The following is a 20,491-nucleotide window of genomic DNA, read 5'->3' as shown; positions in this document are numbered from 1 at the left end:
ATGACCACCCCCGTCCACATCGAAGTACGCGACGTGAACAAGTCCTTCGGGACCACCCCCGTGCTGCGTGAGGTCTCCGTCGACGTCGCCTCCGGCTCGCTGACCGCCCTGCTCGGCCCGAGCGGCGGCGGGAAGTCGACCCTGCTGCGTGTCATCGCCGGGCTGGAGCACCCCGACACCGGGACCGTACGGATCTCCGGCGTTGACGCGACCCGGCTGGCGCCCCAGCGGCGCAACGTGGGGTTCGTCTTCCAGCACTACGCCGCTTTCAAGCACATGACGGTGTTCCGCAACGTGGCCTTCGGGCTGGAGATCCGCAAGCGGCCCAAGAACGAGATCCGCGAGCGGGTCATGGAGCTGCTCGAACTCGTCCACCTGGAGCGGATGGCCGACCGGTACCCGTCCCAGCTCTCCGGTGGCCAGCGCCAGCGCATGGCCCTCGCCCGCGCCCTGGCCGTGGAACCCGAGGTGCTGCTGCTCGACGAGCCGTTCGGCGCGCTCGACGCCCAGGTGCGCAAGGAGCTGCGGACCTGGCTGCGCCGCCTGCACGACGAGGTCCACGTCACGACCGTGTTCGTCACCCACGATCAGGAGGAGGCCATCGAGGTCGCCGACACCGTCGTCGTCCTCGCCGACGGCGCGGTGGAGCAGGTCGGCAGCCCGGCGGACGTCTACGACAACCCGGCCAACCCGTTCGTCATGCGGTTCCTCGGCCCGGTCACCGAGATCGGCGGAAACCTCGTACGGCCGCACGACATCGAGATCACCGCCGAGCCGCGGCCGGGCAGCAGCCAGGCGACGGTCGCACGCGTCGTCCGGCTCGGCTTCGAGGTCAGGGTGGAGCTGCTGATCGACGACCGCGAGGCCTGGGTCCAGGTGACGCGCGGTGTGGCCGAGCAGCTCGCGCTCAACCCCGGCGACACCGTCAACGTGCGCCCCGCCCATAGAGCAAGCAGGTCCCTTCCGCCCCATTAGTTGTGCAAGACTCCCGATCCAGTGGTATTTGCCCTTGTACAGAGGCAGGCAGGATGGGAACTCCGGGGCAGCTGATCGTCCGGCGCTACCGGCTGGTGCGTGCTCTCGGCCAGGGGACGACCGGCGTCGTCTGGGAGGGCCACGACACCCTGCTCGACCGGCCCGTCGCCGTACGGGAGGTGCTGCTGCCCGCGGGGTTGCGCGAGGGCCGCCGCCTGGAGATCGTCCGGCGACTGGCCGGCGAGGCGCGGCAGGCCGAACGGCTCCGGCATCCGAACATCGCCGCCGTCCATGACTTCGCGGAGGAGGACGGCACCCCGTACATCGTGATGGAGCTGGTCCGCTCCCGCTCCCTCGACGGCGTGGTCGCCGGCGACGGGCCACTCCTCGTCCCGCGGGCCGCCTCGATCGCGCGCCAGGTCCTCGCCGCGCTCGCCTACGCCCACGCGGCCGCGGTACGGCACGGCGACGTGCGCCCGGCGAACGTGCTCCTCGGCCACGACGGCCGGATCCTGCTCGCCGACTTCGGTGTCAGCGTGCTCGCGGGCGACCCGGCGTTCGCGCGGGAGGCCGCCGGCCGGTCCCCCGCCCACGGGGATCCGGTCAGCGCGGTCCGGAGCGCGGCCGCCTTCCTCGCGCCGGAACGCGTCGACGGCGGTTCCTCCACCAGTGCTCCCCCCACTCGGGCCTCCGACCTGTGGGCGCTGGGCGCGACGCTGTACACGGCGGTCGCCCACCGGCCTCCCCGCGCCGACCGTGCGGTCAACCTGGAATCGGTCCCCGAGGCGCTGCGCCCCGTCGTGGGCGGCCTGCTGGCGAGGGATCCGCGAAAGCGGCTCACGCCGGAGGACGCCGACCGGATGCTCGCCGACCTCGAGCCCTCCCCCGAGCCGCCGGCCCCGTCCCGAGGCGGGAGCCGTACGCGGCTGGTCACAGGGGTGGCGACGGCGGTGGTGGTCGCCGGAGCGGTGGGCGGCTGGGCGATGCTGCGGCCCGGCCCCGCCGCGGACGCGGAGCGGATCCCCCTCGCCGGAACCGGCGCTCCCGCCTCGCCCACGACTCCGGCGTCGGGCACGACGCCGGTCCTGACGCCGGTCCTGCCACCGGGCGCGTCACCGGCCGCCGCCGCCACGTCGTCGGCCGGCCCGGTGGGCGCCACGAGGCTGAAGCTGACGTGGTACCGGCCCAGCCCGCCCGACCACGGGTGGCGGGCGGCCGTCCCCCGTGACTGGACGCGGGCCACCTCGGGCGGGCGTGATACCGCGTACCAGTGGCTTGATCCGGCGGGGCGGTCGCGGTTCGACATCGAGATCACACGGCAGAGCGGAACCGACGCGCTCGCCTCGCTGCGCGAGGCCGAGGCGGTCCTCTACCCGGACGTGCAGGCCTACCAGCGGCTCCGCCTCACCTCCGCGTCCAGCGAGTACGGCACGGTCGCGGACTGGGAGTTCACGTTCCGACCGCGCGGGTCCTCAGCGCGAAACAACCTGGAGAAGGGAGTGACCTACCACCAGTTCCGGCGGGTGCTCTCCACCGGGACCACCACCAGCGTGCTGACCTGGACGACCGTGGCCGAGGACTGGGACTCGCTGCGCCCCACGCTGACCAGGATCGTCAGCCTCTTCACCCCGCCCACGGCCTGATCACCGACCCGCCGCCACGCCGACTTCGGTCCGCGGATACTGCGGGCTTTCTCCTGCGCGGTTCTCCTTCGCGAACGCTCCCCCCTGTGGCATCATCACGCTGTCGATAGAAAATGATTTTCATAATCATGTTGGGAGGGGCAACATGCGTGTGGCGTTCGTCGGCAAGGGCGGGAGCGGCAAGACGACCCTGTCGTCGCTGTTCGCCAGGTACGCGGCGGGGAGCGGGACGGTCGTCGCGATCGACGCCGACATCAACCAGCATCTCGGCCTCGCGCTCGGCGCATCCGCGACCCCGCGCCCGCTCGGCGGGATGATCGGCGAGATCAAGGAGTACCTCCGGGGCGACAACCCCCGGATCCGCGACGCGGCGTCGATGGTGAAGACGACACCGCCCGGCCGGGGCTCCCGGCTGATCCGGCTGGACGATTCCTTCTTCCCGTCGGAGCGGGTCGAGGGCGTCTCACTGATGGTCACCGGTCCGTTCGACGAGGACGACCTCGGCGTGGCCTGCTACCACTCCAAGGTGGGGGCGGTGGAGCTCTACCTCAACCACCTGGTCGACGGCCGGGGCGAGTACGTCGTCGTCGACATGACCGCCGGGGCGGACTCCTTCGCCTCCGGCCTGTTCACCCGCTTCGACGTCACGTTCCTGGTGGCCGAGCCGACCAGGCAGGGCGTGAGCGTCTACCGGCAGTACCGCGACCACGCCGCCGACTTCGGCGTCGCCATCGCCGTCGTCGGCAACAAGGTCCAGGATCGGCACGACGTCGACTTCCTGCGCGAGCACGTGGGGGACGACCTGCTCACCTGGTTCGGGCACTCGCCCGCCGTACGGGCGATGGAGCAAGGGCGCGCCTTCACGCTCGACGACCTGGAGGGCGGCAACCACGACGCGCTCGCCGTACTGCTGAAGCGCGTCGACGCGCAGCCCAAGGACTGGGAGCGGTTCGGCGCACAGGCGGCCGAGTTCCACCTGCGCAACGCCAGGGCGTGGGCCGACCGCGCCACGGGTGAGGACCTCTCCACCCAGATCGACCCCGAGTTCGTGTACGGCCCGGCATCCGTCAACGACGCCTCCATCGAGATGTCGCCTCCGCGCCACATGGAAACGTGCCCGAGTCCCGCCTAACGTCGCAGCTGAGACTGAAAGTCCTTTTCATTCCTTCCGAGGGGAGACATCCATGTCGCTGACCGTTCCCAACGAGCTGCTCGACCAGGCCGGCACCGGCGAGGTCGACGACGCGGCGTTCGTCGCCTGCGTACGCGACTCGCTTCCGTACGCTTGGTCGCTGATCAGCGGGCTGGTCGAGGAGCGTGACCGGTCCGGCGCCGACTTCGCCGACAACCAGGTCCCGCCGCCGGACGAGGCCGCCCGCGGCGAGCTACTGCGCTGCCTGGCCAGCGACGCGATGCGCGGCGCGCTCGAACAGCACTTCGGCGTACGGCTGGCCTTCCAGAACTGCCATCGCGTCGCGGTGTTCCACCCCGCGGCCACCGAGGCGTTCGACGAGTTCGTCACGCCCCGGGCGCAGATCCTCAACCAGAAGCCCGAACTCGTCGACTGCTGACCTCCCAGGAAGTCCCCATGACACGATGAGACGGCCGAGGATGTGGAGCGTCTGCTGGAGTCGGTCGACCCTGAGCCGGCGTCCGCTCTGTAGGCGGAGGGATCCGCCTGGAGATCCGCCTACAGAGCGGTGGTCAGTCGAAGAGGGAAATCTGCCCCTCGCCGGCGAGCGCGTTGCGGTGCCGCTTGAGGTGCCGCCACTTCGGCAGATCGTCCATGTACGACCACGACAGGCGGTGGTGTGGCGTGGGGCCGAGTTCCGCCAGCACCTCCTGGTGGGCCGGGGAGGGATACCCCGCGTTGTCCGCGAAACCGTACTCCTCATAGCCCAGCGAGGCCATGTACGCGTCCCGCCGAACCTTGGCGATCACGGACGCGGCGGCCACGGAGACGCAGGTGAGATCGGCCTTCGTCTGGCACCGCACCGCCCAGGGTGACCCCAGGTAGTCGTGCTTGCCGTCCAGGATCACCGCGCCGGGCCGCTCCGGCAGTTCCGCGAGCGCCCGGCGCGCGGCGCGGCACAGCGCCTCGGTCATCCCCAGCGTGTCGATCTCCTCGACCGACGCCTCGCCGTACCCGATGCCGACGGCCCACGACTCGATCTCCGCGGCGAGGGCCGTACGGCGGGCGGGGGTCAGCAGTTTGGAGTCGGTGAGGCCGTCCGGCGGCGGGGACATGTCGGTCACCACGGCGCAGACCGCGACCGGCCCGGCCCAGGAGCCGCGCCCCACCTCGTCGACGCCGGCGACCATACGCGCCCCGGAGGAGCACAGAAGCCGCTCCAGGTCGTAGGAGGGGACCGTCACCGGACCCGCTGCCGGAACACGTGCCGGACCCGCTGCCGGAACACGTGCTGGAACCGCTGGAACCCCTGGAACCGTCGTCACATCAGGACAAGCTACTGTCCCGCTCGCGGACGCCGCTCAGATAGCCGAGATCGGCGGCGAGATAGCGGGCGGCGACGTGGAGGGCCCGCAGCGTGGCCGCCACCGACGGCCGCTGGACGCTCGACTCCCTCGCCACCGCGTACACCCGGCGTTCGATCGGCTCGCCGGGGAACTCCCGTACGGCGACGCCCCGGACGCCGGCCGCGAGCGCCAGCGCGGGCACCGCGGCGATGCCGATGCCCTTGGCCACCAGGCTGAGGATCGTGCCGAGCCCCTCGAACTCCCAGGCGATCGGCGGCAGGCCGCCCACATCCGCGAGCAACCGGTCGACGGCGGTGCGGGACGGCTCGCCGTCGGGCGTGGCCATCCACGATTCCTCGCGCAACGCGGCCAGATCGACGGGCACGGACTGGTCGGCCATCGGATGGCGGCGCGGCACGACGAGCACCAGGGGATCGGTGAGCAGCGGGAACGCCTTCAGCGTGGCCTGCCCGTGCACCCTCCCCCACCAGTCGTCGACGAGAGCGATGTCCACCTCGCCGGACTCGACCTCGCGCAGTCCCCGGCCGGACCGGCTCTGCCGCAGGCGCAGCGACAGCTTCCGGTACCGCCGCAGCGCCTGGGCGAGCGCCGGCGCGAAAGCCACCCCGGCGGTCGGGAAGGCGGTGACCACGACCCTTCCTGAGGGGGTCGAGGAGTGGGCGGACAGGTCGGATTCCGCCGTCTCCACCATGGCGAGGATGCGCTCGGCGTGGGCGACCAGCCGCCGCCCCGCGTCGGTCAGCTCCGCGCTGCGGGAGGTGCGGTCGATCAGCACGGTGCCGGCCTCCCGCTCCAGCGCGGCGAGTTGCTGTGAGACCGCCGACGCGCTGTAGCCCAGTGACGACGCGGTCGCCGCGATGCTGCCCCTCCTGGCGAACTCACAAATCAAGATCAATCGCCGCAAATCGAGCATCGGTTTTCCTTACTCCTAGCACCGAAAAGCCTCGCTTGTGCTGATGCCTATACCCATCCACCCTGGGAACGTTCCGAACACACCGGGACTATCCGGCGCTTCTCTAAAACGGGATGAGACCCGCCGGAATCCCAGGGAGGCAACCCCAATGAATGTGACCCTGTCGGCCACACTGGCGGCGAACGAGGACATCGAGCGAAGACGCCGCGCCGGGCAGCGGGTGCTCCACCTCGCCTTCGGCGAAGCCGGTCTGCCGGTCCACCCCGAGCTCCGCCGCAGGCTGTCCGAGGCCAGCGGGAACAACGGCTACGGCCAGGTGGCGGGATCCGTCGCGCTCCGCGAGGCCGTCGCCGGCTACTGGTCGCGCCGCGGCCTGCCGACCGATCCCGGCCTCGTCGCCTGCGGCCCCGGCAGCAAGGCCCTCCTCTTCGGCCTCATGCTCGCGCTGGGCGGCGACATCGTGCTGCCCATGCCGAGCTGGGTCAGCTACGCCGCCCAGGCCGAGATCATCGGGGTCCGGCCGATCATGGTCCCGGCGCCCCCCGGCGAGGGTGGGGTGCCCGACCCCGACCTGGTCGCCTCCGCCGTCCTCCACGCGCGGGCGCAGGGCCGTACGGTGACGGCGTTGCTGGTCACCCTGCCGGACAACCCGACCGGCCGGCTGGCCCGCCCCGAGACCGTACGGCGGCTGGCCGAACTGGCCAGAAGCCTCGACCTGACGATCATCTCGGACGAGATCTACCGCGACCTCGTACACGATCCGATCGCGGAGTACACCAGCCCGGCCGAGGTCGCCCCCGAGCGCACGATCATCACCAGCGGGCTGAGCAAGAGCCTGGCGGTCGGGGGATGGCGCATCGGCGTGGCCCGGCTGGTCGATCACGACCTGCGCGACCGGCTGCTCGCGGTGGCCAGCGAGATCTGGTCCAGCCCGGCGGCGCCCGTGCAGCACGCGGCGGCGTACGCCTTCACCGAGCCGGAAGAGCTCGTCGAGCGCGTGGCGGAGAGCAGGCGGCTACACGGGATCGTGGCCCGGGCGGTCGCCGACCGGTTCGTCAAGGCCGGGGCGTCAGTGGCGCAACCGCAGGGCGGCTTCTACCTCTATCCCGAAATTCCGGGTTTCGAGTCGTCGGCCGACCTGACCGCGACCCTGATCGAGGAGCACGGCATCGGGGTTCTCCCGGGCTCGGCGTTCGGCGATCTACCCGGCGCGCCGCGCGTCCGCGTCGCCACCAGCCTGCTGTACGGCGAGACCCCCGAGCAGCGGCTGTCCGCTCTGCGCGCCGACGATCCGCTCGCCCTGCCGTGGATCGCGGAGTCACTGGATCACCTGGACAAGGCGCTCACAGACCTCGCCGAAACCCGGCGAATTCGCGGCAGTGAGGCGGCCTGCGGGGCCCCGTCCCGCGTCACCATGGCGGCCACCACGCCCACCTGGTGATCGTTGTCCAATCTTTACTCTTCGTGGCCGACCGGCACGGCCGCGCTCACCGCTCTGACCTGCGGTTATGCGGCTAGTCTGGGTGCTTCACCGGAGGCTTCGAAAGATGTCTCCTACCATTTGGCACCGAGAGCGTGCTCGAGCCCTCATCATGTGCTCATGCCCGCTTTTGTCACCCTGTCCGGGCGCTCCGTGCGCCTGGAACCGCTTAGCCTCGCGGTCGTCGACGACCTCGTCACCGCGGCGAGTGAGGACCGTTCTACCTACGCCTTCACTCGCGTTCCCGAAGGACGGGAAGAGATGGTCTCCTACGTGGAGGCCGCCCTGGCTGAGCAGGCGGAGGGCCGCACGTTGCCCTTCGCCATCCGGTGGCTGCACACCGACCGCGTGGTCGGTGCCACCCGTCTGATGCACCTGGAGTACTGGCAGGGCCCCATGCCCTGGCCGCCGGGCGCCAAAGGCGTGGTGGGCGAGGTCCCGTCGGTGGCGGACATCGGTTACACCTGGCTGGCGGCGTCAGCCCAGGGCACCGGTGTCAACAGGGAGAGCAAGTTCCTGATGCTCTCCCACGCCTTCGAGACCTGGCAAGTTCACCGGATCACTCTCAAGGCAGACGTACGCAACACACGATCCCGGGCCGCCATCGAGGCCCTCGGCGCACGCCTGGACGGCGTGCGACGAGCGGACAGCCGAGGCGCCGACAACACGGTCCGAGATACCGCGTACTACTCGATCCTCAGTACCGAATGGCCTGCGGTTCGAGAACGGCTCCTGGCGAGGCTCGGCCTCGTCGTAGCCGCCTGACCTTCCACGCCACCACACAGACCAACCACATAGAGCGACGTGGCCCGTCCTCCTGATCGGAGGACGGGCCACGCCCGCGTTCTGGCCCAGACCTCGTAGCCGTAGTCCCCGTCAGTCCCCGTCAGTCCTCGCCAGTCCTCGCCAGTCCTCGTCAGCCCCCTCGTCGTACGCGTTTCGCCGCCGAGGCGGATCGGCTTTTCAAGGCCCTGACCGCCATTTGCGCCCGGCTTGAAAACTGGTGCAAACACGATGGCACCGGCTGGAAAAGGCAGAAGCCCTCCACCGGGCACCCCACGCCCGGGGAGGACTTCGCGATATCGCCAGAGCATGGCCGCCCCCGCAGGGGCCATGCTCACTGCAGTAAGCATCACGGACCGGACTTGCCACCTGATCAACGGACAATCAACGCTTCGATTAACGAGTCCGGCGCTCTCTATTGGCCGGCTCTTCGCCCATCTATCATTTGGTTGGGAAACTTCCCATTGAATATGCGTATCGGAGTAGACGGCACATGGCAGGTCGCGCCACCGGGGAGGGACTGCGCTTCGCGATACTCGGACCTGTCCTCGCCTGGCGTGACGGGATCGAGCTCGACCTCGGCACCCCCTTGCAACGTTCCATCCTCGCGATGTTGCTGCTCAGGGAGGGGCACCCGGTCACACCGGACGAGATGATCGACGGCATCTGGGGCGAGGAGGCTCCGCCGAGGGCGCTCGGCGCGCTCCGCACGTACGTGTCGCGGCTGCGCACCGTGCTGGAACCGGACCGCTCTCCGCGCACCCGCCCCGAGCTGCTCACCTCGGTGGGCCGCGGCTACGCGCTGATCCTCGGCGCGAGCGGCCTGGACCTCGCCGACTTCGAGCGCCACGCCGCGTCCGCCGAGGCCGCCCGGCAGACGGGCCGTACGCGGGACGCCGCCGAGGCGCTGCGCGAGGCGCTCGCCCTGTGGTCGGGAGAGCCGCTGGCCGGCGCGGTCGGACCGTACGCCGAGCGCCAGCGGGACCGGCTGGCCGAGCGGCGGATGGGGGCCCTGGAAACCCTCATGGACCTGGACCTGGAACTCGGACGGCACGCCGACGTCGTGTCCGAGCTGGTCGCGCTCACCGCCGACCATCCCCTGCGCGAACGGCTGCGCGCCCAGCTCATGCTGGCCTACTACCGCTGCGGGCGGCAGGCCGACGCCCTGTCGGTGTTCACCGAGACGCGGCAGGCGCTGATCGACGAGCTCGGCATCGAGCCCGGTGCCGACCTCGCCGCCCTGCACCGCCGCATCCTCGTGGCCGACCCCGCGCTGTCCTTCACCGGGCAGACGGCCGGGGGCGGGACAGGAGCGGAGGGAGCGACAGGCTCGACGGGAGCGGCCTCCACCAAGCCCGGGCCGGCCGTCGAGATGCCGCGGCCCGCCCAGCTCCCGGCCGCCGTGACCGACTTCACCGGGCGCGGCGCCCTGGTCAACCGGCTGCTCGCGTTTCTCGCCGAGGACGAGGGCGTGCCGGTCGCGGCCATGTCCGGCATCGGCGGCGTGGGCAAGACCGCGCTCGCCGTCCACGTCGCCCACCTCGCCCACGACCTGTTCCCCGACGGGCAGCTCTACGCCGACCTGCGCGGCTACGGCACCGAGCCGACACCGCCGGAGACTGCGTTGGTCGCCTTCCTGCGCGCCCTCGGCATCCCGGTCGACGTCATCCCGGACGGCCTGGCCGAGCGGTCCGCGCTGTTCCGCTCGCTGCTGGCCGAGCGCCGCATGCTGGTGCTGCTGGACAACGCGCGCGACGCCGAGCAGGTCGAGCACCTGCTGCCCGGCTCCGCCGGATGCGCGGCGATCATCACCAGCAGGGGGAAGCTCGCCGACCTGCCGTCGGCGCGGCTCGTCGATCTCGACGTGTTGGAGCCCGACGAGGCGCTGTCGCTGTTCTCCGCCGTGGCCGGTCGCGACCGGGTCCGGGCGGAGCGGGCCGCGGCCATGGACGTGGTCGCCGCCTGCGGCTTCCTTCCGCTCGCCGTACGCATCGTGGCGGCCAGGCTCGCCGCCCGGCCCTCCTGGACCGTCGCCTCGCTCGTCCCCCGGCTCGCCGACGAGCGCCGCCGCCTCGACGAGCTGAAGATCGGCAACCTGGCCGTCTCCGCCACCTTCGCCCTGGGGTACGGCCAGCTCGACCCCCGGCAGGCGCGGGCGTTCCGGCTGCTCTCCCTGCCCACCGGGTCGGACATCTCGACCCTCGCGGCGGCCGCCGTACTGGACCTGCGCCCCGGGCCCGCGGAGGATCTCCTGGAGTCGCTCGTCGACGCGAGCCTGCTCGAAGCCCCCGCGCCGGGGCGATATCGCTTCCACGACCTGCTCAAGCTCTTCGCCCGCGGGCAGGCCGAGGACACCGAGGAGCCCGCCGAGCGGATGGCCGCCCTGCGCCGCCTGCTCGGCTTCTACCTCGCGTCGGCCAGCTCCGCGCACCGGCTGGCCTACGAGGGCAGCGCGATCGCCGACGCCCTCACGGACATCGGCATGCCCGGCCACACCTTCTCCTCCGCCGACGAATCGGTCGGCTGGCTGTCGGTGGAGGCCGAGGACCTGTTCGCCGCCATCGGGCAGGCCGCCGAGTCCGAGAGCCTGCTGCTACCCGCCGCTGACCTGCTGCTCTCGATGGAGCCGCTGCTGGAGTCCGGCACCAGCGGCCGGGAGTTCGAGCAGCGGACCGGTGCCGTCCTCGCGGCCGCCCGGCGGGCCGGAGACCGGCGCAGCGAAACGCGCTGCCGGTACGTCCTCGGCCGTGTCCTGTTCGGGATGAACCGGCTGGCCGAGGCGGAGCGGGAGTTCCAGGAGGCGCGGGTGCTCTCCCTGGAGAGCGGCGACCACATCGTGCTCGGGGAGACGTACAACGCGCTGGCGGTCGTGGCCGGCCGGCTGCGCCGCCACACCGAGGCCCTCGAATGGTTCGGCCACGCGACGGGCGTCTACCGCGATGTCGGCAACCCGGCGGGCGAGGCCCTCGTACTGAGCTACTCCGCCCGCGACCATCTCGGCCTCGGACGGGTCGAGGAGGCCATCGCCGCGTCCGAGCGCGGACTGGCGATCTTCACCGAGATCGGCAGCGGCGCGGGCATGGCCAGGGCGCGCTACCACCTCGGGATCGTCCTGTCCTACGTCGGCAGGCTCAACGAGGCGGTGGTCCACCACGCCGAGTGCCTGAACTTCTTCCGCGCCAGCAACCAACGCGTGTGGGAGCAGCGGGTCTGCTACCGGCTGGCCGCGACATTCATCGCCGCCGGGCGTTTCGCCGAGGCCTCCCGCCACGCCGAGCAGGCGCTGACGGTGAGCCGCGAGATCACCCACCCGTACGGCGAGGCCCAGTCGCTGACCGCGCTCGGCAAGGCGTTGCGCGGCATGGGCGAGAAGGCACGCGGCCGGGAGGCGCTAGAGAAGGCCCTCGGGATCTTCACCCGGCTCGGCTCCCCCGAGGCCGACGACGTCCGCGCCCTCCTCCTGGAGCTCGACCGGGTCGACGTGTAGGTCGACGCGCAGGTCGACGCGCAGGTCGTCGTCCAGACGCGTCATGCGCACGTGATTGATCACACTCGACCACTTCCATCACCGGGAGCCGCGCGGAGGACATGAGACCCGGCCGGCCATCCGGCCGCCACCCGGTGCATAGGGGGCCCGGTGCATTCCGGAGCACCTGGTGGCGGCTCGCCGCCTCATCATGACGGCCGGCCGGGTGTGACGCGGATCTCGAACCCCCCAGATCCGTGTCGACGCCCCAAGAGTGGCGGCCCCGGCTCAACGTCTGATCAACGCGTGCTTGCAGCCGCCTATATCTGGGCGATCCGGAAGAATCCCTCGGCGACCAGCGGTCGCAGCGCCGCGGGGGCGCGGTCCAGCAGCTCCCGCTCGTCGTCCCCGGTGAGCTCCGCGATGGCGGCCAGCAGGGGGCGGAGCGGCAGCTCGCCGTCGCACACCCCGGCGAGCGCCGCCTCCACGGTGCCCACGCTCACCGCGCGGCACAGGCCGCCGGTCTGGCGCAGGACGATCCGCGCCGGGTCGTCGGCGCCGGGAGGGCCGATCCGCTCCTCGACGACGCCGTCCGCGACCGCCAGCCGGGCGTTCAGCAGCTCCTCGTCGCTGATCCTGTGCGCCGTGGTGACGGCGTCGAGCACGTCCGGGACGTACGCCCCGACCGGGAGCTCGACCCGCTGGGAGAGCTCCTCCACCCGGACGACCGGTTCCATCGCGCCCGAGTTGTGCAGCGAGATCCAGCCGAACCCGACGCCGACGACGCCGAGCGACTCGAACCACGCCAGCCACTCGTCGTAGTGCTGCCGGTAGGCCGTCGTCCCCTGCTCGGCCGCGTCGCGCAGCCACAGCTCGACGTACTCCGCGGGGTCCTGCACGTCGCGTTGCACGGCCCAGCCGTCGCAGCCGGTGCCCGTGAGCCACCCGCCCACCCGGTCCTGCCAATCCTCGCCCTTGACGTGCAGCCAGTTGGCCAGGAACCGGCCGTGGCCGTCCGGGTTGAGGTGGCGTGGCGCGTGGCGCAGCATCTCGCGGCAGAAGCCGTCGGCCGGGAACCCGGACTCGCGGTAGGTGAACCGGCCCTCCGGCGAGATCACGAACGGCGGGTTGGAGACGACCAGGTCGAACCGCTCGCCCTCGACCGGCTCGAACAGGGAGCCCGTACGCGCGTCGACGCCTTCCACGCCGGACAGCCGCCAGCTCAGGTCGGCCAGCTCGACCGCCCGCGGGTTCACGTCGGTGGCGACGATCCGCCCGGCGCGACCCGCGAGATGCAGGACCTGAACGCCGCATCCGGTGCCGAGATCGAGGGCGCTCTCCACGGGCGGGGTCCAGGCGAGCTGAGCCAGGTTCGCCGACGCCCCGCCGGCCCCGACGACGTGCTCCCTGCGGAGCGCGAGGTCGCCGGGCCGTACCTTGCGGTCGGAGACCACCCAGGCGAGGCCGTCACCGCCGATGTCCCAGGGCTGGAGGTGAACGGTCGCCTGGACGGCGTCTCCCACCCTGACGGCCAGCCCGGCCTCGATCAGATCGGCGAGGGGAAGGTCGACGGCGGCCGTGCTCACCGGCACGCCGAGCCACCACAGGCGGATCAGCGTGCCGAGCGGATCGTTGTCGCGGGTCACCCGGAGCGCGGGAACGAGTTCCTCGCGCGCCAGCGCGGCGGCGGCCACACCGCCCAGCCGCTCTCGCACACCGTCGATGGTGTAGCCGGACTCGGCGAACCGGTCGCGAAGCCGGTGGACCAGATCGGATGGCACGTGCACGAGAGGAAATCTATCCCCGTAAGTCCACTGCAAGTGGCTCCCAAGCACCCGCTCGTATCTGTTGAGGCAATCCGCCGTCCTTACTCCTGCCTGAGGCTGTTCCACGCGGCCTCGCAGAGGCCCTTGATCTCGTCTTCGGTGGGCTGGTGCGCGCCCGCGAACCACAGGCGGCACATCTCCTGGGCGGGGCCGAGCCACAGCACGTAGCACATGGTCGCCGGAACGGGCTGCAGGAGCTGGGCCTTCATGTGCGGCTTCCACCAGTCGGCGACCTGCCGGAAGAACGCGCGCCTGGCCTCGGAGACCTCCGGGCCGCCGGGCTCGTCGCGCCGCGGCGGGCGCTCGCTGATCAGCAGCCGCGCCCGCTCCGGATGCTCACCGCACCACGACATGTGCAGGGCCACGATGGCCTCGATGCCGCCGCGGGCTTCCTCGTGGCGGACGAGCTCGGCGACGAACGCGTCCTGGTACATCTGCAGCGTCTCGGCGTAGAGGACGCCGAAAACGTGCTCTTTGCTGGCGAAGTGGTGGTAGAAACTACCCACGCTGACGCCGCTCTCCTCGCGGAGGCTGGCAAGGGTCGTGGCGGAGACACCGTCCTGACTGAAGCGGCGTAGGGCGCCTTCGATGATCCGGCTTCGACCGTCACGCCCGTTCTTTCCGGTTCTCACCCCCCAATGGTGGCCTAACAGAACCTTGTTCTGCAAATACGAGATCCGTCCCCACCTCGATCGATCCCGATCTTGCGCGCGCCGCGAGTGCCGATCGCCGGCTGAGTACGTCATCTAGACTGAGATGAGGCGCGAGGGGAATGATCTACGATGCGTGACATGCGGGCCACCCGGATGGACAACTGCTCCATCGAGCGGACCCTCGCCGTGGTCGGCGAGAAATGGACCTTCCTCGTGCTCCGTGAAGCGTTCATGGGCGTCCGCCGGTTCGGCGACCTCCAGGCCGCGACCGGCGCGCCCCGGCAGGTGCTCAGCGCACGGCTGACCCGCCTGGTCGAAGAGGGCATGCTGCGCAGGGCGCCCTACCAGGAGCCGGGACAGCGCCAGCGCGACGAGTACCGGCTGACGTCGAAAGGGATGGATCTCTATCCGATCCTGGTCGCGTTGATGCACTGGGGTGACCGCCACCTCACCGATCCCGACGGCCCGCCCGTCACGCTGACCCATCGCGACTGCGGGGCGCCGGTGACCCTGCGCCTGCGCTGTGACGAAGGCCACGAGCTCCCCGGCCCCTGGGCGGTCGCCCCGCTCCCCGGTCCCGGCAACCGATCCGACTGGCCGCCGACGGCGAACAGCGCGACCACATCGGACGGGCCGAACGGGCCGAACAGGTCGGATCGACAGGACCGGTAACGGGACCACTCGGTCCCCTGCCTACGCTGGATGGCGTGTACCGGTTCCTGCTGACCCGCCGCTGGCTGGCCTTCCACCTGCTGGTGCTGGCCCTCATCCCCGCGTTCTTCTTCCTGGGGCAGTGGCAGTTCGGGCGGTTCGAGGAGCGGTCGGCGTCCAGCGAGCGCACCACCGCCAACCTGAACAGCGCGCCTGTGCCCCTCGACCAGCTGGACACCATCGGCGGAACCGTGCCCGACGCCATGAAGTACCGGCCGGTGACCATGACCGGCACGTACGACACATCCCACGAACTGCTCGTACGGCGACGCCCGCAGAATGGCCAGGTCGGCTTCTACGTGGTCACCCCGCTGGTCACGCCCCAGGGAGCGGTCCTGGTCAACCGGGGCTGGGTGCCCGCGGGGGCGACGGCGGAGTCCCGGCCGGAGGTGCCCGCACCCCCGTCCGGCGAGGTGACCGTCACCGGACGGCTCAAGCCCTCAGAGACCGAGAACACGACCGGCATCAGGAACCGGACCTCCGGACTGCCCACGGGCCAGGTCCTGCTCGTCAACACGACCGACATCGGCGCCACCCTGCCGTACCGGCTGTACGGGGGATTCGTGGAGCTGACCGCGCAGCGGCCGACCCGCGACCCCGCGCCGGAACCGGTGCCCGCGCCCGACGTCGGCGGAGGCGGCGGACTCAACCTGGCGTACTCCGTGCAATGGTGGTTGTTCATCGGTGTGGCGGTCGGCGGCTGGTTCCTCCTCATCCGCCGCGAGGCGCGCGATCTGTCGGCCGCGGGTGAGGATGGCGAAGAGTCTGGGAAGGATCAGCAGGAAGTTCGCGCCCAGTCGTGAAGCGCCTGGTGAACGAACGGATACCAACCGGAGACCTCGCAGCTTGTTAGGTGTTATTCCTTGGCTCTACGGTTTACTCCTGTGACTACGCCGCTGCATCCCGACCCAGAGCCGAGGCGGCGGGACTATGTGATCATCTCTGCGGACGATCATCTGATCGAGCCGCCCGATCTCTTCGAGGACCGCCTCCCCGAAAAGTACAAGGACCTCGCTCCCAAGATCGTGGAGACGGACGCCGGCCACCAGGCCTGGCGCTACGGCGGTGCCACCTACCCCTGCGCGGGGCTCGACGTGGGCGCCGGCCTGCCGAAGGAGCAGTGGACGCTCGACCCGGTCCGCTTCGAGGACATGCGGCCCGGCTGCTACGACATCGAGGCCCGCATCGAGGACATGGACCGAGCCGGGATCTGGGCCGCCCTCTGCTTCCCCGGCATGCTGGCCAGCCAGTCCGGCATGCTCTTCGCCAAGACGCGCGACCAGGAGCTCGGTCTGTCGCTGGTGAAGGCGTGGAACGACTGGCACGTCGACGTGTGGGCCGGCACCTATCCCGAGCGGATGATCGCGCTTCAGCTCCCCTGGCTGGTCGATCCGGACATCGCCGCCAAGGAGATCAGGGCCAACGCCGCCCGCGGCTTCAAGGCCGTGGTGTTCCCCGAGTTCCCCACCCGGCTGCGGCTGCCGTCCATTCACAGCGGCCACTGGGATCCGTTCTTCGCCGCCTGCGAGGAGACCGGCACCGTCGTGTGCCTGCACACCGGCGCCTCCTCCTGGTCCCCGGTCCCCTCGCCGGACACCCCCATCGAGGCGATCACCACGATGATCCCGGCGAGCGCGATGTTCGCGTGCGCCGACTGGCTGTGGTCGGGGGTCCCGTTGCGCTTCCCCTCGCTGCGGATCCTGATCGTCGAGGGCGGTGTCGGCTGGCTGCCGATGCTGGCCGAGCGCGCCGACTACGCGCTGGACCACCCCGTCGCCGGTGAGGCGAACTGGGAGGGCGGGCTCAAGCCGAGCGAGGTGCTGCGGCGCAACTTCTTCTTCGGCACGCTCGACGACAGCGCGCTCGGCGGGGTCCGGCTCGCTGTCGGCATGGAGCACATCCTGCTGGAGAGCGGTTACCCGCGCGCCGAGTCCTCCTGGCCCGACACCCAGCGGTCGGTCACCCGCAACCTCGGCACCCTGCCCCCGGCCGACCTCGCCCGGGTCGCGTACGGCAACGCCGCCCGGCTGTTCGGCCACCCGCTGCCGTCACGGGCGTGGCTTCTGATGGAGGAACTCTAGAGACTCCCGCTCCCATTCGACGTACTGGCCGCTCGCGCTGAGCAGCGAAGCCATCAGCCAGATGAAGACGCCGAAGTCGTCGACGACGCCGATGCCGAGCAGGAAGTCGGGGATGGCGTCGATGGGCGAGATGATGTAGGCGAGGCCGGCCGCGAACATCGCGAGCTGGCCCTTGCCGAGGTGCGGATAGTCGCCCTTGACGGCTCCCCGGACCATCCTCGGCAGCGCCTTGAGCCGCGTGATCAGGCCGGGCGACCCCGGCTTGGCCACCTCCCGATAGGCCCGCCAGGTCGCCGCCGCACGTCCTGCCTTCGCCATGAGGCCACCTCCAGCGGGCATTGTGCCCCTTTTGTCGTCCCATTAACGTTCGGCGGTCCTCCGGCGGTTCCAGCGCCTCCTGGGACGTGCCCGCATCGTGGAAGGCCGCGTGGACGTGGACGGGCGGGGCACTAGCCCGTCGGCATACAGGAGACCTACGCCCGGAGTTCGCGTACGACGTCGATGAAGTCCCGTGCCACGCCGCGCAGGCCCGGCAGGTTGGACAGGGCGACCAGCCGGTCCACCAGCGGGACGACGCGGTCGATCAGCCGGTAGGTCCGCTCGCAGCCGGGTGAGGTGTCGTGCACCCAGAACAGCACCACGCCCATCGACAGCAGCCAGAGCAGCTCGGGCAGTTCGGCGCGCAGGTCCGAGTCCATCCGGTCGGCGGAGCCCTCCGCCACCTCGCGATAGATGGCGATCGACGACTCGCGGGCGGGCGTGGACTCGGCGCTGAAAGGGCTGAGCGGGTTGCCCGGCTCCGCCGCGTGCTTGAAGAACTTGGCCGCGAACTCATGGTACGGATCGGACACCCGGACCCAGGCCCGCAGCACGCCGCCCAGCCTGCCCTCGAACGATCTCTCGACCGCGAGCAGCTCCCGGCACGCGGCCTCGTGCTCGCACTGGGCGCGGTCGTAGTACGCCTGGATGAGCTGTTCCTTGGACGAGAAGTAGTAGTAGGCGTTCCCCACCGAGACACCGGCCTCCGCGGCGATCCCCCGCATCGTCGTCGCCTCGAACCCCCGCTCCTTGAACAGCCGAAGGGCGGTCGCGACGATCCGCTCCCGTGTGTTCTCGGCCACGGTGGTCACTGTACGACCCTGGCACCCGCCGGGTCATATACGCGCCAGATGATCCATAGGGGGTGGCAAATTCCCCGCCGTCCGCGAATGGGAGATCACCCGTGGTGGGCATTGATCACCCTGGCGAACTCCCCCGCCACCCAATCGAGGACTGAGCATCGGGGGTGACGCATGACCTTACGTCCCTCGTGGTGGGGACTCGCCGGGACGATCGCGATCGTCCTGCTGTCCCAACCGGCGACCGGATGGAACCCTCTGACCGTCACGAGCGCGCAGCGGATCTCGTACGCCAACGCGCTGCGGATCTCGTACGCCGTCCTGCCCGTACGGCTGCCGCCCACGTGGACGCTCGCGACCGCGCCCGGCGGGACCGCGGTCACCGCGATGAGCGCGACCGCCAGGCTCGCACACACGGGGGCGTTACAACAGCTCCGCGGCGCGGGCCTGCGCTGGAGATCGTCCGGCGGCTGCGTCGACCGCACCAAGCCGACGTGCACGTCCCTGGAGGGCCTCCGGTACGGCACGCTCACCCAGGCGATCGAGCTCAAGCGGCGGAGCGACTGCAGGATCGTCATCACCGGCGGCACCGAGGTCGGCCACAGCGCCGGCCGCTACAGCCACAAGAACGGCTTCAAGATCGACATCGCCCACAACCCGTGCATCGACGCGTACGTGACCAAGACCTTCGGCTACTGGACGACCCGCGGGGACGGCGCGCGGATGTACCGCCCGGAGACCGGCCGGGACGTCTACGCCGACGAGGCCAACCACTGGGACATCCTCTTCCGCTAAATCTCACTAGCTCATCGCGGCGTGCTCGAAGGGGCGGGCCGCCTCGATCTGGGCGGCGACCCGGACCAGCAGGTCCTCACGCCCCGCCACGGCGACGAACTGGACGCCGACCGGCAGCCCCTCAGCCGTACGGCGCAACGGGAGCGAGATCGCCGGCTGGCCGGTCGCGTTGAACGGCGAGGCGAAGGCCCCGCCCTGCCCGGCCCGGTCCAGGGACGTGGACAGGTCGTCGTCCGACATCCAGCCGATCGGATAGGGCGGGACACCCAACGTGGGCGTGACCAGCAGGTCGAACCCCGAGTCCCACCAGGCCGCCATGCGCCTGCGGTACCCGTCGAGCCACCGCAGCGCGGCCAGGTAGTCGGTCGCGCTGACGCCCCGGGCGGCCGTGACCATGAACCGGTTGCGCGGTTCGAGCTCCTCGACGTCCACGGGCCTGCCCCGCCGCGCGCCGATGGCCTCCACTTCCGCGGCCACGTTCACGCCGATGAGCGCGCCGAAATACATGCCGAAGTCGGGGTCGCCCAGAGCCGCGGGATGGTCCGGGACGACGTCGTGGCCGAGCGCCTCCAGCAGGGCGGCGGTCGACGTCACCGCGGTGGTCAGCTCGGGATCCTCGGGCACGTCGCCCCTGGGGTGGACGGTGACGAAGCCGACGCGCAGCCGTCCGGGGGCGGCGCCGACCTCATCGGCCAGCGGGCGCGCCAGCGCCGGGGCGTCATAGCGGTCGCCGGGCATCATCCCGGCGATCAGGTCGAGCAGCGCGGCGCTGTCCCGTACGCTCCGGGTGAGCATGCCCTGCACCGAGAGGCCGCCCCACGACTCGGCGACGTCGGGGCCGTGGCTGCTGCGGCCCCTGGCGGGCTTCAGCCCCACCAGGCCGCACATGCTCGCCGGGATCCGGATCGAGCCGCCGCCGTCGCTCGCGGTGGCCACCGGGACCATGCCCGCCGCCACCGCCGCGGCCGAGCCGCCGCTGGAGCCTCCGGCGGAGTACGCCGGGTCGTAGGGGTTGCGGGTCGGGCCGAAGGCAGCCGACTCCGTCGTGATCGTCGTGGCCAGTTCCGGCGTGCTGGTCCGGCCGAGGATCACGAACCCGGCGCGGCGCAGCTTCGCGACGCTGTAGGAGTCCTGTTCCGTCACCACGCCATCGAGCACCCTGGAGCCCGCGCCGTACGGGTCGCCCGCCGACGCCCAGCCGATGTCCTTGAGGAGGATCGGCACCCCGCGGAAGGGCGCGTCCTCCGGGATCGCGTCGATCTCCTCCAGCGCCCGTTCGAACCGCCGGTGGACCACCGCGTTGAGCTCGCCGTCCACGGCCTCGATCCGGGCGATCGCCGCCTCGGCCGGCTCGCGGGGCGAGACCTTCCCGGTCCGTACGGCTTCCGCCTGCCCGACCGCGTCCAACGTCAGCAACTCGTCCACCGGCGCCCTTGTCCTCCGCCTCACCTTGGTATCGAGGATCCTGAAAAGTCGAGATAAAGCATGTGGCCCGGCACAAAGCGGAAGCTCCGTACCGGGCCGCGTGACGACCGGCCTGCGGCCGGG

The 20,491-nt window shown here is 71.1% G+C and carries 18 protein-coding genes; 11 read left to right on the top strand and 7 right to left on the bottom strand.

The window, feature by feature from the left end:
* From QSK17_RS25765 to QSK17_RS25750, 4 genes are all read left to right on the top strand, one after another.
* Positions 1-975, top strand: a complete 975-nt coding sequence (locus tag QSK17_RS25765; protein WP_285707852.1) for a sulfate/molybdate ABC transporter ATP-binding protein — start codon at positions 1-3, stop codon at positions 973-975.
* Positions 976-1,028: 53 nt separating this feature from the next.
* Positions 1,029-2,618 carry a serine/threonine-protein kinase gene (locus tag QSK17_RS25760; protein WP_285707851.1) on the top strand — a complete coding sequence of 530 codons (1,590 nt, stop codon included), beginning with the start codon at positions 1,029-1,031 and terminating at the stop codon, positions 2,616-2,618.
* 145 nt (positions 2,619-2,763) lie between these two features.
* Positions 2,764-3,750, top strand: coding sequence for an ATP-binding protein (locus QSK17_RS25755; RefSeq protein WP_285707850.1), 987 nt, complete (start codon positions 2,764-2,766; stop codon positions 3,748-3,750).
* A gap of 52 nt (positions 3,751-3,802) precedes the next feature.
* Positions 3,803-4,189, top strand: coding sequence for an SCO5389 family protein (locus QSK17_RS25750; protein ID WP_285707849.1), 387 nt, complete (start codon positions 3,803-3,805; stop codon positions 4,187-4,189).
* A gap of 133 nt (positions 4,190-4,322) precedes the next feature.
* Here QSK17_RS25750 and rnhB read toward each other — a convergent pair whose 3' ends face one another.
* Entirely contained in the window at positions 4,323-4,994 is a 672-nt protein-coding gene (gene rnhB / locus QSK17_RS25745) for a ribonuclease HII (protein ID WP_502889291.1), read from the bottom strand.
* An 82-nt stretch (positions 4,995-5,076) separates the two neighbouring features.
* Positions 5,077-6,030 carry a LysR family transcriptional regulator gene (locus QSK17_RS25740; RefSeq protein WP_285707848.1) on the bottom strand — a complete coding sequence of 318 codons (954 nt, stop codon included), beginning with the start codon at positions 6,028-6,030 and terminating at the stop codon, positions 5,077-5,079.
* A 148-nt stretch (positions 6,031-6,178) separates the two neighbouring features.
* Between QSK17_RS25740 and QSK17_RS25735 the strand changes: the two genes are divergently transcribed.
* From QSK17_RS25735 to QSK17_RS25725, 3 genes are all read left to right on the top strand, one after another.
* Complete coding sequence (locus QSK17_RS25735) at positions 6,179-7,471, top strand: pyridoxal phosphate-dependent aminotransferase (protein WP_285707847.1); 1,293 nt, start codon at positions 6,179-6,181, stop codon at positions 7,469-7,471.
* A gap of 159 nt (positions 7,472-7,630) precedes the next feature.
* Complete coding sequence (locus tag QSK17_RS25730; protein ID WP_285707845.1) at positions 7,631-8,275, top strand: GNAT family N-acetyltransferase; 645 nt, start codon at positions 7,631-7,633, stop codon at positions 8,273-8,275.
* A gap of 511 nt (positions 8,276-8,786) precedes the next feature.
* Positions 8,787-11,780: an AfsR/SARP family transcriptional regulator gene (locus QSK17_RS25725; RefSeq protein ID WP_285707843.1), complete on the top strand. Its 2,994-nt coding sequence runs from the start codon at positions 8,787-8,789 to the stop codon at positions 11,778-11,780.
* 299 nt (positions 11,781-12,079) lie between these two features.
* Here QSK17_RS25725 and QSK17_RS25720 read toward each other — a convergent pair whose 3' ends face one another.
* Together QSK17_RS25720 and QSK17_RS25715 are read right to left on the bottom strand one after the other, a co-directional pair.
* Positions 12,080-13,546, bottom strand: a complete 1,467-nt coding sequence (locus tag QSK17_RS25720) for a DUF7059 domain-containing protein (protein WP_285707842.1) — start codon at positions 13,544-13,546, stop codon at positions 12,080-12,082.
* A gap of 80 nt (positions 13,547-13,626) precedes the next feature.
* Complete coding sequence (locus tag QSK17_RS25715) at positions 13,627-14,217, bottom strand: TetR/AcrR family transcriptional regulator (RefSeq protein ID WP_285707841.1); 591 nt, start codon at positions 14,215-14,217, stop codon at positions 13,627-13,629.
* Positions 14,218-14,376: 159 nt separating this feature from the next.
* On the opposite strand from QSK17_RS25715, the gene QSK17_RS25710 reads away from it, so the two are divergent.
* From QSK17_RS25710 to QSK17_RS25700, 3 genes are all read left to right on the top strand, one after another.
* Complete coding sequence (locus QSK17_RS25710; RefSeq protein WP_285707840.1) at positions 14,377-14,910, top strand: winged helix-turn-helix transcriptional regulator; 534 nt, start codon at positions 14,377-14,379, stop codon at positions 14,908-14,910.
* A 35-nt stretch (positions 14,911-14,945) separates the two neighbouring features.
* Positions 14,946-15,752, top strand: a complete 807-nt coding sequence (locus QSK17_RS25705) for an SURF1 family cytochrome oxidase biogenesis protein (protein ID WP_285707838.1) — start codon at positions 14,946-14,948, stop codon at positions 15,750-15,752.
* Between the two features lie 81 nt (positions 15,753-15,833).
* Positions 15,834-17,030, top strand: coding sequence for an amidohydrolase family protein (locus QSK17_RS25700; protein WP_285707836.1), 1,197 nt, complete (start codon positions 15,834-15,836; stop codon positions 17,028-17,030).
* On the opposite strand, the gene QSK17_RS25695 is transcribed toward QSK17_RS25700, so the two are convergent.
* The gene (locus QSK17_RS25695; RefSeq protein ID WP_285707834.1) at positions 16,998-17,348 is read right to left on the bottom strand and encodes a YkvA family protein; all 351 of its coding nucleotides are present in this window, start codon (positions 17,346-17,348) and stop codon (positions 16,998-17,000) included. The genes QSK17_RS25700 and QSK17_RS25695 overlap by 33 nt on opposite strands.
* 155 nt (positions 17,349-17,503) lie before the next feature.
* Entirely contained in the window at positions 17,504-18,151 is a 648-nt protein-coding gene (locus QSK17_RS25690; protein ID WP_285707833.1) for a TetR family transcriptional regulator, read from the bottom strand.
* Positions 18,152-18,322: 171 nt separating this feature from the next.
* On the opposite strand from QSK17_RS25690, the gene QSK17_RS25685 reads away from it, so the two are divergent.
* On the top strand, positions 18,323-18,943 hold the full coding sequence (locus QSK17_RS25685) for a hypothetical protein (protein WP_285707832.1): 621 nt from the start codon (positions 18,323-18,325) through the stop codon (positions 18,941-18,943).
* A gap of 6 nt (positions 18,944-18,949) precedes the next feature.
* On the opposite strand, the gene QSK17_RS25680 is transcribed toward QSK17_RS25685, so the two are convergent.
* Positions 18,950-20,368, bottom strand: a complete 1,419-nt coding sequence (locus tag QSK17_RS25680; protein WP_285707831.1) for an amidase — start codon at positions 20,366-20,368, stop codon at positions 18,950-18,952.
* Positions 20,369-20,491 lie beyond the last annotated feature (123 nt).

This window comes from Microtetraspora sp. NBRC 16547 (assembly GCF_030268965.1).
Lineage (GTDB): Bacteria > Actinomycetota > Actinomycetes > Streptosporangiales > Streptosporangiaceae > Microtetraspora.
The sequence above is the reverse complement of the archived record's forward strand: the minus strand, read 5'-3'. Positions and strand labels throughout refer to the sequence as shown.

Coding starts and splice junctions, on each gene's coding strand:
- QSK17_RS25755 (WP_285707850.1), top strand. CDS start 2,764: ATGCGTGTGGCGTTCGTCGGCAAGGGCGGGAGCGGCAAGACGACCCTG.
- QSK17_RS25695 (WP_285707834.1), bottom strand. CDS start 17,348: ATGGCGAAGGCAGGACGTGCGGCGGCGACCTGGCGGGCCTATCGGGAG.
- QSK17_RS25730 (WP_285707845.1), top strand. CDS start 7,631: ATGCCCGCTTTTGTCACCCTGTCCGGGCGCTCCGTGCGCCTGGAACCG.
- QSK17_RS25740 (WP_285707848.1), bottom strand. CDS start 6,030: ATGCTCGATTTGCGGCGATTGATCTTGATTTGTGAGTTCGCCAGGAGG.
- QSK17_RS25760 (WP_285707851.1), top strand. CDS start 1,029: ATGGGAACTCCGGGGCAGCTGATCGTCCGGCGCTACCGGCTGGTGCGT.
- QSK17_RS25685 (WP_285707832.1), top strand. CDS start 18,323: ATGACCTTACGTCCCTCGTGGTGGGGACTCGCCGGGACGATCGCGATC.
- QSK17_RS25750 (WP_285707849.1), top strand. CDS start 3,803: ATGTCGCTGACCGTTCCCAACGAGCTGCTCGACCAGGCCGGCACCGGC.
- QSK17_RS25735 (WP_285707847.1), top strand. CDS start 6,179: ATGAATGTGACCCTGTCGGCCACACTGGCGGCGAACGAGGACATCGAG.
- QSK17_RS25765 (WP_285707852.1), top strand. CDS start 1: ATGACCACCCCCGTCCACATCGAAGTACGCGACGTGAACAAGTCCTTC.
- QSK17_RS25710 (WP_285707840.1), top strand. CDS start 14,377: ATGCGGGCCACCCGGATGGACAACTGCTCCATCGAGCGGACCCTCGCC.
- QSK17_RS25725 (WP_285707843.1), top strand. CDS start 8,787: ATGGCAGGTCGCGCCACCGGGGAGGGACTGCGCTTCGCGATACTCGGA.